Here is a 14,798-nt window from a genome sequence, read left to right as displayed (position 1 = left end):
GCACAAGCCTTACACCACTAACAGTCATAAAGGCATCGTAATTCTCATAATGGAAAGGTGATTGAACTTATCATGCAAGCTACTTTCAAATCTCGCTTCATCGCACTCATGCTTATCCTTGCGCTTTCAGTTGCACTCGTGCCATTCACGGCTAATGCAGCAGGCGCTGTATCCGTTACCTTGAACGGAAGCAAGCTCTCCTTCGATACGAGCCCAGTTATTAAAGACGGAACAACGCTTGTGCCTTACCGTACAATTGCAGAGAAATTGAACGCGAAGGTTGGCTGGAATAAACAAACGCAAAAAGTAACAGTTACTAAAGGAACGAAAACGGTCGTTCTGACGGTCGGCAGCAAAACGGCAACGGTAAACGGCAAGTCCGTTAAGCTCGATGCTGTGCCTACAGTTAAAAACGGCACGACGCTTGTGCCGCTTCGCTTCCTCGGCGAATCGCTTGGCATTTGGGTCAACTGGAAAGCAGCAACGTCGACAGTTGCTCTAGAAACGAAAAGAACGATCTCGCACGCAATGGGTTCGACAACACTGACATCGGTACCGCAACGTGTTGTTGTTCTGACGAATGGCCTTGTTGACTCGTCCGTATACCTCGGCGTTAAACCAGTAGGCGCAGTTGAATCGTACGCGGAGCAACCATGGTATACATTCCTTCGCAGCGGCATGGCAGGCGTTAAAAACCTGGGTGACGAAACGCAACCGAACCTGGAAGCAATCGTTAAACTGAAGCCAGATCTTATTATCGGTTCCAAAATGCGCCATGAGAAAATCTACAGCCAGCTGAAAGCAATCGCGCCAACGCTGATGACAGAAGACGTATTCTCGTTCAAGAGCACGATTGCCCTTGAAGCAAAAGCATTGAACAAAGAAACGAAAGCAGACGCATTCTTGGCTTCGTGGAACAGCAAAGTTGCAGCGTTCAAGAAAGAAATTGGCTCCAAAGCGAAAAGCACGGATGTTTCGGTTATCCGCTTCAACCCAGATGGCAGCTCCCGTGCATACTTGGACGGCTTCGCAATTAACATCCTTAAAGAGCTTGGTTTCAAACTGACGCAAGCACAGCTGAAAGCACGTGTTGGCGAATCGACGGTTGTAACGGTTACGAACCAAGAGCAAACGAAATTGCTTGATGCTGACTACATCTTCGACTTCACGACGGACTGGGTAGGCGACGGCGGCGTGTACAAAGTGCAGAAGGACTGGACGTCCAGCGCGCTTTGGAAAAACCTCGAAGCTGTTAAAAACGGCAAATACTATAAAGTAAACGTTATTACTTGGAACTACTCTGCAGGTCCAATGGCTGCAAAAGCAATGCTCGACGATCTGTACTTCTACTTCGATCTGGAATAGAACATAGGTTGGCGGCAAGCTAATAAATAGCGACGCAACGATAAGAAGAATGGGCCTATGTCCTGTTCTTCTTTCGCGCGTACGACAGAGAGGAAGGGCTTCTGTGATAGCACAAGGCTTGACCAGCGCGCGTGCGAGAGCAGCGGTGCTGCTAGCCGGCTTCGTCCTGCTGCTTATTTGTCTCGGTGCCAGCACGATGCTGGGGGCAACACGAATTAGTGTGCATGACGCAATCGGGGCAATTACGCAATATGATGACAGCTCTAATGAGCAAATTATCGTACGAACGGCACGGATTCCGCGTGCGCTTATTTCTGCCGCGATCGGTGCAAGCCTTGCCATCGCAGGAGCTTTGATGCAGGCAATAACGGGCAATCCATTAGCTTCGCCAACGGTGCTGGGCATTAATGCAGGCGCTGCGGCGTTTGTCGTATTCGCCATTACAGTACTCGGAATCGGCGGCATGAATGCGCTGATCTGGATTGCATTTGGAGGGGCGGCCTTTGGCGCCATGACGGTCTATTTGTTAGGCTCGCTCGGCAGGGATGGCTTGTCGCCGCTGCGCATTATTTTGGCAGGTGCGGCAATGTCCGCCTTGTTCGCCTCTGTGACGCAAGGGCTGCTAGTTATGAATGAGAATGGGCTTAACGATGTACTGTACTGGCTGACGGGCTCGGTTTCGGGCAAAGACCTGTCGGCATTGGCAGCTGTGTTGCCGTATATGGCCATTAGCTGGGTTGCAGCGCTATTCCTAGGACGGCCGATTAACGTTCTGATCATGGGTGAGGATGCAGCGAAGGGGCTGGGCCAACGAACGGCAGCGGTCAAAATCGCAGGCGGGATCATCATTGTGCTGCTCGCAGGCAGCTCGGTTGCCGTAGCCGGCCCGATTGGCTTCATTGGCATCGTCATCCCGCATCTATCCCGTTTTCTTGGCGGTATCGATTATCGGTGGGTTATTCCCTTTAGCGCCGTGCTAGGTGCTATTCTGCTGCTGTTAGCGGACCTGATTGCAAGGTTTGTTATTATGCCCCAGGAGCTTCCTGTTGGCATAATGACAGCGATAATCGGCGTGCCATTCTTCATCGCCATTGCGAGAAGGGAGCGCAAACGATGAACAAAGCGTATATGACGATTCGTGTGCCAGCGCTGCCGGTGTCTGTACAAATCCATCGCCGGACGGCAGGCATCATTATGTCGCTTATGGCGGCAGTTGCCGTGCTCGCCCTAGTGAGCGCGGGCCTTGGCGATTACCGGATCATGCCGATGGACGTGCTGCGAGCCATTCGTGGTATTGGAACGGAGGAGCAAGTGCTCGTCGTTCAAACGCTGCGGCTGCCGCGCATCCTCATCAGCATGCTGGCGGGCGCTGGCTTGGCTGCTGCTGGCACGATTTTGCAATGCATCGTGCGGAATCCGCTTGCGGCGCCTGATATTGTTGGCATAACGGGAGGGGCTTCCGTAGGGGCTGTCTTCTTCATTACGCAGATGCCAGGCTTATACGATATTCGCCTGCTCCCGGTTACTGCAATGGCAGGTGCGCTTATTGCTGCATTACTGGTCTATGTGCTTGCTTGGAAACGAGGCGTTTCTACTGTCAGGCTCGTGTTGGTTGGCATTGGCATCGCGGCGCTATTGTCGTCGCTCGTATCGATGCTGCTCATCATGGCTCCCTCTAGCTATTCGGCGTCTTCGGCCTATATATGGCTAACCGGCACGGTCTACGGGGCGAACTGGGATAATGTTCGGACATTGCTGCCATGGATGGTTCCGCTGCTCATCCTTGCATGGTTTGCTGGGGGGCGCGCGCTTAATATTCAGCAGCTAGGCGACGATATAGCGGCAGGGGCAGGGAGCGCTGTTCAACGGCAAAGGTTATGGATGCTGCTGCTTGCAGTTGGCCTTGCGGGATCGGCTGTATCGATGGTCGGAACGATCGGCTTCGTCGGCTTGATCGCGCCGCATATGGCACGGCGCCTTGTAGGCGCTTCCGCAGGAGGGCTCATTCCGGCCTCTGCCCTGATCGGCGCTTGTATACTGATGGGGGCGGATTTAGTCGGGCGCACGATGTTTTTGCCGCATGATGTGCCAGCAGGCGTGTTCACGGCAGCGATCGGCGCGCCGTTCTTTATTTATTTGCTATTTCGAACGCGCAACGCGCGATGACGGGGGGATGAATAGGATGATCACGAGCGTGGGCAAGGGACAGAATGTAGGCGCAGGGCAGATTGAAACGAAGCAGCTGTCGCTCTCCTATGGGGGAGATTGTATCATTGACAGCCTCGATTTGGCCATCCCGCAATCCCGAATTACCGTGTTGATCGGCCCTAACGGGTGTGGCAAATCGACGCTGTTGCGATCGATGGCGCGCCTGTTAAAGCCGCAATCTGGAGCTGTCCTGCTGGATGGCCGCGATATCGCCAAGCAATCGACGAAGGAAGTGGCGAAGCGTCTTGCCATTCTACCACAAGGGCCGACGGCACCAGAAGGATTGACGGTGTACCAGTTGGTCAAGCAAGGGCGCTATCCGCATCAGAGCTGGATGAACCAATGGTCACGCGAGGATGAGCGGATGGTGGGCGAAGCGCTGGCTGCAACGAAGCTAGAGGCGCTAGCAGACCGGCAAGTTGACTCGTTATCGGGTGGCCAACGGCAGCGTGCGTGGATTGCGATGACGTTGGCTCAAGGGACGAATACGATTTTGCTCGATGAGCCGACAACTTATCTTGATATGGCGCATCAGATTGACGTGTTGGATCTGTTGTTTGAGCTGAATGAAAGCAAGGGCAGTACGATTGTGATGGTGCTGCATGATTTGAATTTGGCATGCCGGTACGCGCATCATTTGATCGCCGTTCGGGAGAAGGGTGTATATGCGCAGGGGGCGCCGGAGAAGATTGTAAGCCAAGAGCTGGTGAAGGATGTATTCGGCATGGATTGCGAACTGCTGCCAGATCCGTTCTTTGGCACGCCGTTGTGCGTGCCTCGCGGGCGCGGGCGCGTTGCACATGATGCGTGGGGGCATGCCGAAGCAGCGCCAGCTGCGGAGCCGACATCGGCGTAAGCCATTCAATCGGGAAGAAGAATGGAGGGAGGCTGCGCCTCGTTCGTAGCTAGGTTGTTCAAGCACGCGCTTCGCAGTTGTGTGTTGAACAACCTTGTGAAACGAGGGCAGCCTCCGCCAATATGGCAACATGGGGTAAAAAAACAGGAAGCGGTATCCACTTTTTCTCTTGTATTGATAATAATAATCATTTACAATAACGATGATTAAACGACACTGATAATCATTATCACTAACTTCGCATAATGATTGGTTATTCATGCAGGCATTGAAAACGAAAAGGAGATGAATGGTGTAATGCCGGGAAACGGCTTTTACTTGGAAAGTCAACGGCGGAGGGAGTCGAATGCACGCTCCTATCCGCGTAAGCTGCCTATCGCACTGACAGAGGCAGCAGGCATGAAAGTTAAGGACGCGGACGGCAACTGGTATCTCGATTGCCTGGCGGGTGCAGGAACACTGGCATTGGGACATAATCATCCCGTCGTAGTCGAAGCCATTCGCGGCGTGCTCGATACGGGGCTTCCGCTGCATACGCTGGATCTCACGACGCCTGTCAAAGAGAAATTCGTCGATGAATTGTTCGCCTCGCTGCCGCCGGCATTTGCGGCGCGGGCTAAAGTGCAATTTTGCGGCCCATCGGGCGCTGACGCGGTTGAGGCTGCCCTTAAGCTCGTTAAGACGGCGACAGGCAGGCGGACGATGCTCTCGTTCCATGGGGGCTACCACGGAATGACGCATGGCGCGCTTGGATTAACGGGCAATCTCGGTCCGAAACGATCAGTTGGCCCGCTGATGAGCGACGTTCATTTTCTGCCTTATCCGTACAGCTACCGCTGTCCATTCGAGCTAGGGGGCGAGCAGGGCTCGCAAGTGGCTGCGCGGTATACGGAGCGGATGCTCGCTGATCCTGAGAGCGGCATTGTTCAGCCCGCAGGAATGATCATGGAAGCCGTGCAGGGTGAGGGCGGAGTCATTCCGTCCCCGAACAGCTGGCTGCAGGAGATGCGTGCCATGACGGCTGCGCGCGGCATCCCGCTCATTATGGACGAGGTGCAAGCCGGAATCGGCCGCACGGGCAAAATGTTTGCATTCGAGCATGCTGGCATCGTGCCGGACGTTATCGTGTTATCGAAGGCGATCGGGGGAAGCTTGCCGCTGGCTGTCGTCGTTTACGACGAGTCGCTTGATGTTTGGGAGCCAGGCGCGCACGCGGGAACATTCCGCGGCAATCAGATGGCGATGGCCGCAGGGGCGGCGACGCTGAAGTTTATACGCGACAACCGAATGGAGCTGCATGCGGCTGAAGTAGGGCAGCGGCTGCAAGACGCGCTGCGCCGCATTCAAGCAGATGTGTCCTGCATCGGCGAAGTAAGGGGCAGGGGGCTCATGATTGGTGTTGAGATTGTCCAATCCGATGCAGCGCCAGATCGCCTCGGCTCTTATCCTGCACGGCCGGAGCTGGCGCGTGCGATTCAACAAGCGTGCTTGGCGCGCGGGATCATCTTAGAACTAGGTGGACGGCATGGCAGCGTCGTGCGGTTCCTGCCGCCGCTTATTATGACGCCGGAACAGGCGGATGAAGTCGCATCGCGGTTCCATGATGCGGTGCGTGCAGCGGAGCTTGCGTGCAATGGCGTAAAGGAAGAGGTGCGGGCATGACGGCGGCAGGCGTACAAGAGAAAGCATTAGAACAACGCCCGGCTTCTGCTGGGCAATTGTTCGGCGGCTTGTTCCTTGGACCGGACCTGGCAAGCCAAGACGCTTACCGAAGCATGGTCAATACGGCAACCGATGTGTTGATCCGGGAGTTTGCTTCCTCGGCGAAGCCATACAGCGGAGCCTCTCCGGAATCGCTGCTGGCGTCGCTGGAGCAACAGCCGGCTTGTCCGGAGGAGCCTTCCGAAACGATGTCGGAGCTGCTTAAGCGCCTCGGGGCAGAGATGCTGCGGCATTCCGCAGTAGTGACGCATCCCGCATGCGTTGCGCATCTGCACTGCCCGCCGCTTATGGCATCGCTGGCGGCTGAGGCGTGGATCGCTGCTTCGAACCAATCGATGGATTCTTGGGACCAGAGCATGGCGGGGACGATGCTGGAAGAGCATGTCATGGAATGGCTGTGCGAGCTGTTCGGGCTTGAAGAGGAAGGCGACGGCGTCTTCACGAGCGGCGGCACGCAGTCGAACTTGATGGGATTGCTGCTGGCGCGCAACCACTATGCGGCTGTTCGATGGAATTGGAATATTCAGCAGCGGGGATTGCCGGCGGCTAGCTGCCGCCTGCGCATTCTTTGCTCAGAAGAAGCGCATTTCACGGTGAAGCAATCGGCGGCGCTGCTAGGGTTAGGGGAGCAAGCGGTCGTAACGGTGAAGGCTGATGGCCGCCATCGGATGAGGACAGGCGATTTGCTGCTGAAGCTGGAAGAGATGAAAGCGAGCGGCCTGCTGCCATTCGCGCTTGTAGCGACAGCAGGGACGACGGATTTTGGCGCGATTGACCCGCTAGAAGAACTATCCGCGATTGCGAAGCAGTATAGCATGTGGTTCCATGTCGATGCGGCATATGGCGGAGCGCTGGCGATGAGCGAGTCGCAGCGGGCAAGGCTGCGCGGGATCGAGGAAGCGGATTCCGTGACCGTAGATTTTCATAAAGGGTTTTATCAACCGATCAGCTGCGGCGCGTTTCTCGTTCGGGATAAGGAAACGTTCCAGACGATACGCATGAGCGCTGATTATTTGAATCCGGAATCGGATGAAGAAGCGGGCGTGCCTAACCTGGTCGTGAAGTCGATCCAGACGACGCGGCGGTTCGATGCGCTTAAGCTGTATTTATCGCTCCAGCATGTCGGCGGGCGCAAGTTTGGCCAGATGGTAGACCACACGGTGCAATTGGCCAAAGATACGGCGGCGTTGATCCGATCGGAGGAGCGGCTTGTACTGCTGGCTGAGCCGGAGCTGGGCACGGTTGTGTTTCGGTACATCCCAGCTAGCCGCGGCCTGGATGATGAGATGTCGCTGCAATGGGCGGATGGGCTCAATGCCCGTATCCGTGACCGGCTGCTTGCTGATGGCTGGGCGGTATTGGCCCGCACGAGAGCAGAGGGGCGGCAATGCTTGAAAATGACGCTGCTGAATCCGCTGACGGAGTCGGCGCATACGGCAATTATTATACGAAAAATTGTAGAGGCGGGGCTTGCGCTGGAGTTGGATCAATAAGCGGGATGATTCCCTGCAGCGCGGATCGTTTTTTGAATGGATTGGGAGGAACGGACTTTCATGGTGATGACGACAAGCAAAGCAAGAGCGATTGCGAATGAAGCGGCTTTGCAAGGGCTCTTGAACTGTTATTTGCGCGAGACTGGCGCTGGGGAATGGTTAAAGGCAGGGGAAACGCCGAGCGGCATGGCTGCTGGCGGGCGTAAGGCGGCAGAGACGGTTGCAGGAGCGGATGGGCTCGTGGTTTGCCCGCTGCCAGAGCAAGGAGCTGCATTATTAATTGGCGTCAAATACCGTTCGGTGACGGGGCGGCATCTGTTCCGATTCCCGATGGTTATCGTATATGGCGGGGCTGCTGATCGGGTTGTAGAGGCTGACTACTTAACGGTAGCGGCACTGCTGACCAAGGAGCTGACGCTTGCTGCCGAACAGGCGGCTAAGCAGGCAGGGCAATTAGCTGATGCAGTTGAAGGCGCTAGCTCGGCGCCTGGTGCAGGCTCCGAGGAGCTGATGCTTCGCATTATCCAAAGCACAGCGAACGTTGCCCAATTCGTTGAAGCGCGTGCGATTGACGCCGACACGCTATATGCGTTCGCTTCTGGCTTTATCGAGCAAGAGCAGGCGCTGCTGTTTGGCCATCTGTTGCACCCAACGCCGAAAAGCCGGCAAGGCGTGCCAGAGGAACGCCAGGCGGATTATTCGCCAGAGCTTAAGGGCGCGTTCCAGCTGCATTATTACCGTGCGCACCGTTCAATCGTGATCGAGGATTCCTCGGTAGAAACGAGTGCCACGGAGTTGGTGAAGCAGGAGCTTCGCGATGACGCGAGCGTGCCGGCAGAATGGGTTGCGGCGTATGCATCGGCTGATGCAGGTTGGTCGCTCCTGCCGGTTCATCCGCTGCAGGCGAACTGGCTGCAGGATCGCCCCTATGTGCAGGAAGCGATTCGCGCTGGGTTGCTGCAATATTTGGGGCCGCAAGGGAAGGCTTATGCGGCGACTTCTTCGCTGCGCACGGTCTATCATCCGGAGTCGCGCTTCATGTACAAATGCTCGGTGCCTGTCAAAGTAACGAACTCGCTGCGCGTCAACCTGTATAAGGAGCTGGAGCGCGGCGTTGAGGTAAGCCGCTTGCTGGACACGGCAATTGGCGATGTTCGCAAGCAATACGAAGGCTTCGGCATCGTGACGGACCCTGCGTTCATTACGCTGCGCCTTGGCGAATCAGAAGGCATTCGCGAGACGGGCTTCGAGCTGGTGCTGCGCGACAACCTGTTCCAGGCCGGCAACGGCGCTGCGGAGGCGACGCCAGTCGCTTCGCTCGTACAGGATGCGCTGCCAGGATACAAGTCACGCATTGGCGTCATTATCGAGGAGCTGGCGCAGCGTGAAGGGCGGACGACAGCCGACGTAAGCGCGGATTGGTTCGGCCGTTATCTTGAGCTGTCGCTCAAGCCGATGGTTTCGCTCTACATGCAATGGGGAATCGCATTGGAGGCGCATCAGCAGAACAGCGTAGTTAGCTTGGAAGAGGGCTATCCAACGAAATTCTACTATCGGGACAACCAAGGGTACTACTTCTGCAAATCGACGGAGTCGCTGCTGAATGAACAGCTCCCGGGCATCGGTGAGCGGAGCGAGACGGTTTGCGAAGACGCGATTGCAGATGAGCGGTTCCGTTATTATTTGATTTTTAACCATATGTTCGGGCTTATTAATGGGTTTGGTGCAGCGGGCCTGATCGACGAGCGGGTGCTGCTGGGCAAGCTGCGTGCTGCGCTGGCGTCGTTCCTGCCAGTTAATCGCGAGCCATCGGTGTTCCTGCATTCGCTGTTGAACGAGCCGACGCTGCCGTGCAAAGCAAATCTGCTTACTCGCCTGCATGATATGGATGAGCTGGTTGGATCGCTCGATACGCAGTCGGTTTATGTGCAAGTGCCGAATCCACTGGTGGAGGAGGTGTCGGGCCATGGCGTCAACGCCGAAAATGAGGCCGCAGCTGTCCGGTAACGGGCTGGGCGGCGCTGTCTACGAGAGCTACCATGCGGGCATCGGGCGGATGATCGGATTCCGTCCGGTCTCGCTGGAGCTAGACTTTGAGCGGCTGCTGCGCTGGCAGCATGAGCCGCATGTCATTCCCTTCTGGAAGCTCAATATATCGGAGCAAGCGTACCGCGAGCATTTGGAAGCGTTCTTGGCGGATGACCACCAGACGCTTTATATCGGGCTGCTGGGTGGCGAGCCGATGAGCTATTTTGAAGCGTATTGGGCGAATCGGGATATAATCGGCCGTTATTATGATCCGCATCCTGAGGATCAGGGCATTCATCTGCTCATTGGAGAGCCGTCGTATCTTGGCCGCGGTTACGCAGCACCGCTATTGAAGACGATGATGCGCATGCTGTTGCAGCATGGCAGAACCGAGAAGCTTGTTGCAGAGCCAGATGTTCGAAATGACAAAATGATTCACATCTTTAGCAGCTGCGGCTTCGAGTGGTCACAGGACGTGGAGCTGCCCGACAAGACGGGCGCATTAATGTTCGCTAGCCGTGAACGTTTGATCGGAGGCGGCTTCCTTGACTAACCACGTACATGACGTTATTGGCGTCGGCATCGGGCCTTTTAATCTGGGTCTAGCGGCGCTGCTCGAAGGGGCGCCAGAGCTGGATGCGGTATTTTTTGAGCGTAAACCGTCATTCGAATGGCATGCTGGCATGCTAATCGAGGGCACAACGTTGCAGGTGCCATTTTTTGCCGACTTGGTGACGATGGCTGATCCGACGCATCGGCTAAGCTTTTTGAACTATTTGCATGAGCAGGGAAGGTTGTACCACTTCTACTTCTTGGAGAAGTTCCTAATTCCCCGCCGTGAATATAACGAATATTGCCGGTGGGCGGCGGAACAGCTGCCGTCTTGCCGGTTTGGCATGGATGTTGTTGCGATTCGGCCAAGCGAAGGCCCTGAGGGCGCAAATTACGCAGTCGAGACGCGCGATGTGGCAAGCGGAGAAGTAACGGTCCATTACACGAGGGATCTCGTGCTTGGCGTCGGAAGCGTGCCGAATGTGCTGTCGCAATTCCGTGGGCTGCCTGCGGAAGACATCTTCCATTCGGCTTCGTTCATGGATCGGCTGCCGCGCTGCCGGGAAGCGCAATCGATTACGGTCATCGGCTCTGGCCAGAGTGCGGCGGAAGTATTCTTGCAATTGCTCGGCGAGCAGCGGGAACATGGCTACCGGCTGGATTGGTTAACGCGTTCGTCGGGCTTCTTCCCGATGGAATATTCGAAGCTGGGGCTGGAGCATTTTTCCCCTGACTATACCGAGTACTTCTACGGGCTGCCGCAGGAGACCAAGGATAAGGTGCGGAGCAAGCAGCATCTGCTGTACAAAGGGATTAGCGCCAAGACGATTGGCGATATCTATGATGCGATGTACGATGCCAGCATTGGCGGGGAAAAGCCGCCTGTACGGCTGCTTGCGCACGCAGAGGTTGTGGAAATTACGCCGCAGGCTGATGGCGAGGGCTATCGGCTGGACGTTCGCCATCTGGAGCAGCAAGCTGCTTTCGAGCGGCAAGCGGAAGTTGTCATTATGGCAACCGGCTATGCGCATAAGCTGCCTGCGTGCATTGAGCCGCTGGGCTCGCTCATCCCGTATGACGGGCAGGGCCGCCTGCTGATCGATCAGGATTATCGTGTGCAACTGGCTGGCACTGCTGGAGGCCGCATTTTTGTCCAAAATGGCGAGCTTCACACGCATGGCATCGGTGCGCCGGATCTTGGCCTTGGCGCCCATCGCAGCAGCGTGATCGTGAATGGATTAGCCGGCCGAGAGGTTTACAAGGTGCGCGAGCGCAACGTATTCCAGCAATTCGGCGTGAAGGGCGAATAAGCAAGGCGATTAGAAACGGTGGGACGAGGGGGAATCGGGTGATGAAGGCGCAGCCGTTCGACATGCAGCTGGCAAAAGCGATTCAGTCGGATGCATATGTTCAAGTAAGGCGGCGAGTGTTCCGGCAGCTAGTGGAGTCGATGCTGTACGAGCGGATTGTTTCTGCAGAGACGGTCCAGCTCGGGAAGGAAACGTTGTTTTTGATTCATGGCCGTGATAAGGATGGCGTGCCGATTACGTATAACGTCAAAGGCGGAAGCCGGATGTCGTTCGGGCGGATTCGATTAAGCGATTCGCCGCCGCTGCGCATTGCGAAGGAAGGCCGGCGGGAAGCAGACGATTATCGGCTGTTTCTCCAGGAGGTGCTTGAAGCTGGCGCAGCGGATAAGGGCAAGCTGAACGCGTTCGTCAAGGAGCTTGAAGCGACGCTGGCGAACGACGCGCTGGCCCAGCAGCATCGGCGTGAGGCGGGCAGAAGCCTAGCTGCTGCATCCAGCTTTAGTGAGCTGGAGACGGCGGCGATGGACGGGCATCCGTATCATCCATGCTATAAATCGAGGATTGGCTTTACGCTGGCTGATCAAACGGCGTTCGGTCCGGAGTTCGCGCCAGATGTTCGGCCAATATGGCTGGCGATTCGGCGTTCGGATGCGGCAATGGCGATTGAAGCGGGCCGTTCGTTCGAGGCGTTATGGCAGCAGGAGCTTGGCCAAGCGCAGTATAGCCAATTTATGTCGCTGCTCGAGAAGGAAGCTTCTGCGGAGGGGGATGTGCCTGTCCAATGGGCGCTGCTCCCGGTCCATCCTTGGCAATGGCGCAACCTGGCCTTCCAGTTGTCCACCGCCATTCGTGACGGGGAGATTGTGCCGCTTGGTGAATCGGAAGATACGTACCGCCCGCAGCAGTCCATCCGGACGATGTCCAATGCTTCGGCGCCGAACAAGTCGTCGGTCAAACTGGCGATGAGCCTGTTGAATACGTCTTCGTACCGGCACATTGAACCGCATGATGCGGTCGCTGCGCCATATGTGTCTTCGTGGCTTAAGCAGGTTGTAAGCGGTGATGCTTATTTGGTTGAGTCAGGCACAATCTTGCTCGCGGAATATGCAGCAGTCGCCTATGATCCAGCGTCAGCGCAAGCGAGCGCTGGTTCTTCGGAAGCAAGGCTTGGAGCAGCGGCGCAATTAAAGATTGGCGATGAAGGCGCGTTGAGCTGCATTTGGCGGGAAAGCCTTGAGCCTTACTTGCAGCCTGGCGAACGTGCGGTTCCGTTCCATGTGCTCAGTGCGCTCGATATCGACGGCACGCCGTTTATCGAGCCATGGCTGCAGCAATATGGGATCGAAAAATGGCTGTCGCGGCTGTTCGAAACCGCGGTTATGCCAGTCGTACATTTGCTCGGCGCACACGGCATCGCACTGGAGTCGCATGCACAGAATATGGGGCTCGTTCATTGCGATGGCAGCCCTGTGCGTGCCGCGCTGAAAGATTTTCACGAGGATGCGATGTATTACGGCCCGTTCTTAAGCAAGGAAGCCGCGGCGGCATGCCCGGATTTCACGCAAGCCCATCGCCAATTCAGCGATCCGCGCAAAGGGCGGGAGTGCGAGTCGATTGCCCCGCTGCGCTACATGCTGCTGGGCGCATTGTACTGCATTAATCTGGCTGAGCTTGCCATGATGCTGGCCGATCGCTACCGGTTCGAAGAGCGCCGGTTCTGGACGCTGGCGGCCGAAGCGATTGAAACGCATCTGCAACGCTATCCGCATCTTCGGGAACGGTTCGATCAGCTTGATTTATTCGGTCCGACGACAAGATTGGAGCAACTGACGAGAAAACGGCTCGTTAAGCCGGCGGAAGGCGCTCCATCCGGATCGTTAATGCATGAAGTATCGAATCCGTTGCATCTTGTTACGGCACAGAAGGAGCTGTCTACATGATTACAATCAACCGTGAGCCTGTTCAAGCGGGCTCGTTCGAGGCTCGGCTGGCGCTGCTTCGCAAGTCGGATGCGCTTCGCGCTTGCTCAGGCAAGCGCCTTGCGATTTGCTTGCAGGACCCGATCGATATGATCGGGGCGGTGCTCATCGTGAAGGAGCAGGGCGCATCTGCGCTGCTGCTGCATGCGGAGACGCCGGAGGCTACCGCAAGGCAGCGAGCGGAAGATGCAGGCTGCGAAGCGCTGCTATATGGCAGCGTGGATGGCTATATTAGCCTCGCTGCTGTGCATAGTTCGGCTAGCTGGACTGAAGCCGCTGGCAAGCTGGCGAACGGCTGGGAGCGGGGACCGGTCTCTGCGGAGCCGTCACTGCTTCAATTCAGCTCAGGCACAACGGGTGCGCCGAAGCTTATTCAGCGGGCGTGGCATGAAGTTGATGCTGAGGTACGGGCTTATAACGAGTCATTGGGTGAAGGGGCAAACGCTACGCCAATCGTGCTCGCGCCGGTCTCGCATGCCTATGGGCTAATCAGCGGCGTATTGTCCGCATTCGCTCGGGGCAAAGCGCCAATCGTCGTAACTGCGAACAACCCGAAGCTGACGCTAGGCATCATCCGGGACACGCCGGAGCATCTCGTCTATGGCGTTCCGCTGCTGTTGCATGTAATCTCGTCGCTGGCACCGGCCGACTTCCGGTTCCATCGGCTGATGAGCTCTGGCGCGCCGATGACTGGCGCGTTGCTGGAACGCCTTTCGGGCATGTCAGCAGCTATTATGCAGCAGTATGGCTGCTCGGAAGCGGGCTGTATTTCGCTGGCTGGCGAGATGCAGCATTGCGGCGACCTCGGCTTGCCGCTATCGCATGTGTTGGTGAAGGCAGGGCTTGGCCAAGCGCTTGCCGAGGAGCTGTTCGTTGAGGTGGTAGGCACTGGCCGCCGCATTGCAACGGGCGATCTCGGTTATGCGGATGGGCAAGGCAGGCTGCATTTTATGTCCCGGCTGGATGATGTTATTAACGTTGGCGGGCTGAACGTATTTCCGCTTGAGGTGGAGGAGCGTTTGACTGAGCTAGACGGCGTGAAGGAAGCGGTCGTGTTCCGCGGACGCCATCCGATTATGGGGGAACGGGCGCTGGCGCTCGTCACGGTAGAGGCAGGAGCAGAGGAAAAGCTATCGCCTGCGGACATTCGGGCATGGTGCGCGGAAGGCCTGCCTCCTTATAAAGTGCCGTCAGAAGTACGGATCGTAGAGGCGATTCCACGCAATGCAACAGGCAAAGTAAGCCGTGCGATGCTAGCAAGGGAACAAGAAAGCGAGGCTTAACC

Annotated in this window: 11 protein-coding genes; all 11 read left to right on the top strand. The window is 56.6% G+C overall.

Annotated elements, in window-relative coordinates:
* Window positions 1-72 precede the first annotated feature (72 nt).
* The gene (locus GON22_RS17800; protein ID WP_160397458.1) at window positions 73-1,365 is read left to right on the top strand and encodes a stalk domain-containing protein; all 1,293 of its coding nucleotides are present in this window, start codon (window positions 73-75) and stop codon (window positions 1,363-1,365) included.
* Window positions 1,366-1,468: 103 nt separating this feature from the next.
* The gene (locus GON22_RS17795) at window positions 1,469-2,482 is read left to right on the top strand and encodes an iron chelate uptake ABC transporter family permease subunit (RefSeq protein ID WP_160397457.1); all 1,014 of its coding nucleotides are present in this window, start codon (window positions 1,469-1,471) and stop codon (window positions 2,480-2,482) included.
* Entirely contained in the window at window positions 2,479-3,531 is a 1,053-nt protein-coding gene (locus GON22_RS17790; protein ID WP_160397456.1) for a FecCD family ABC transporter permease, read from the top strand. Before GON22_RS17795 ends, GON22_RS17790 begins: the two co-directional genes overlap by 4 nt.
* Window positions 3,532-3,547: 16 nt before the next feature.
* Entirely contained in the window at window positions 3,548-4,429 is an 882-nt protein-coding gene (locus GON22_RS17785) for an ABC transporter ATP-binding protein (protein WP_160397455.1), read from the top strand.
* Window positions 4,430-4,726: 297 nt separating this feature from the next.
* Window positions 4,727-6,091 (top strand): aspartate aminotransferase family protein, encoded by a 1,365-nt coding sequence (locus GON22_RS17780; RefSeq protein WP_202113296.1) that lies wholly within the window; start codon window positions 4,727-4,729, stop codon window positions 6,089-6,091.
* On the top strand, window positions 6,088-7,644 hold the full coding sequence (locus tag GON22_RS17775; RefSeq protein ID WP_160397453.1) for a pyridoxal phosphate-dependent decarboxylase family protein: 1,557 nt from the start codon (window positions 6,088-6,090) through the stop codon (window positions 7,642-7,644). The genes GON22_RS17780 and GON22_RS17775 overlap by 4 nt, the downstream gene beginning before the upstream one ends.
* A gap of 60 nt (window positions 7,645-7,704) precedes the next feature.
* Window positions 7,705-9,651 (top strand): IucA/IucC family protein, encoded by a 1,947-nt coding sequence (locus GON22_RS17770; RefSeq protein ID WP_160397452.1) that lies wholly within the window; start codon window positions 7,705-7,707, stop codon window positions 9,649-9,651.
* On the top strand, window positions 9,611-10,225 hold the full coding sequence (locus GON22_RS17765; RefSeq protein ID WP_442954388.1) for a GNAT family N-acetyltransferase: 615 nt from the start codon (window positions 9,611-9,613) through the stop codon (window positions 10,223-10,225). Before GON22_RS17770 ends, GON22_RS17765 begins: the two co-directional genes overlap by 41 nt.
* A complete protein-coding gene (locus GON22_RS17760; RefSeq protein ID WP_160397451.1) occupies window positions 10,218-11,534 on the top strand; it encodes a lysine N(6)-hydroxylase/L-ornithine N(5)-oxygenase family protein in 1,317 nt (438 codons plus the stop codon). The genes GON22_RS17765 and GON22_RS17760 overlap by 8 nt, the downstream gene beginning before the upstream one ends.
* A 41-nt stretch (window positions 11,535-11,575) precedes the next feature.
* Window positions 11,576-13,474, top strand: a complete 1,899-nt coding sequence (locus GON22_RS17755) for an IucA/IucC family protein (protein ID WP_160397450.1) — start codon at window positions 11,576-11,578, stop codon at window positions 13,472-13,474.
* Window positions 13,471-14,796: an AMP-binding protein gene (locus GON22_RS17750; RefSeq protein WP_160397449.1), complete on the top strand. Its 1,326-nt coding sequence runs from the start codon at window positions 13,471-13,473 to the stop codon at window positions 14,794-14,796. The genes GON22_RS17755 and GON22_RS17750 overlap by 4 nt, the downstream gene beginning before the upstream one ends.
* Window positions 14,797-14,798: the final 2 nt, after the last annotated feature.

It is taken from the genome of Paenibacillus sp. MMS18-CY102, from assembly GCF_009789195.1.
Lineage (GTDB): Bacteria > Bacillota > Bacilli > Paenibacillales > Paenibacillaceae > Paenibacillus_T.
The sequence above is the reverse complement of the archived record's forward strand: the minus strand, read 5'-3'. Positions and strand labels throughout refer to the sequence as shown.

What these genes read in the sequence shown, in the direction of transcription:
- GON22_RS17780 (WP_202113296.1), top strand. Translation starts at nt 4,727, where the DNA reads ATGCCGGGAAACGGCTTTTACTTGGAAAGTCAACGGCGGAGGGAGTCG.
- GON22_RS17785 (WP_160397455.1), top strand. Translation starts at nt 3,548, where the DNA reads ATGATCACGAGCGTGGGCAAGGGACAGAATGTAGGCGCAGGGCAGATT.
- GON22_RS17775 (WP_160397453.1), top strand. Translation starts at nt 6,088, where the DNA reads ATGACGGCGGCAGGCGTACAAGAGAAAGCATTAGAACAACGCCCGGCT.
- GON22_RS17790 (WP_160397456.1), top strand. Translation starts at nt 2,479, where the DNA reads ATGAACAAAGCGTATATGACGATTCGTGTGCCAGCGCTGCCGGTGTCT.
- GON22_RS17765 (WP_442954388.1), top strand. Translation starts at nt 9,611, where the DNA reads ATGGCGTCAACGCCGAAAATGAGGCCGCAGCTGTCCGGTAACGGGCTG.
- GON22_RS17755 (WP_160397450.1), top strand. Translation starts at nt 11,576, where the DNA reads ATGAAGGCGCAGCCGTTCGACATGCAGCTGGCAAAAGCGATTCAGTCG.
- GON22_RS17750 (WP_160397449.1), top strand. Translation starts at nt 13,471, where the DNA reads ATGATTACAATCAACCGTGAGCCTGTTCAAGCGGGCTCGTTCGAGGCT.
- GON22_RS17800 (WP_160397458.1), top strand. Translation starts at nt 73, where the DNA reads ATGCAAGCTACTTTCAAATCTCGCTTCATCGCACTCATGCTTATCCTT.
- GON22_RS17770 (WP_160397452.1), top strand. Translation starts at nt 7,705, where the DNA reads ATGGTGATGACGACAAGCAAAGCAAGAGCGATTGCGAATGAAGCGGCT.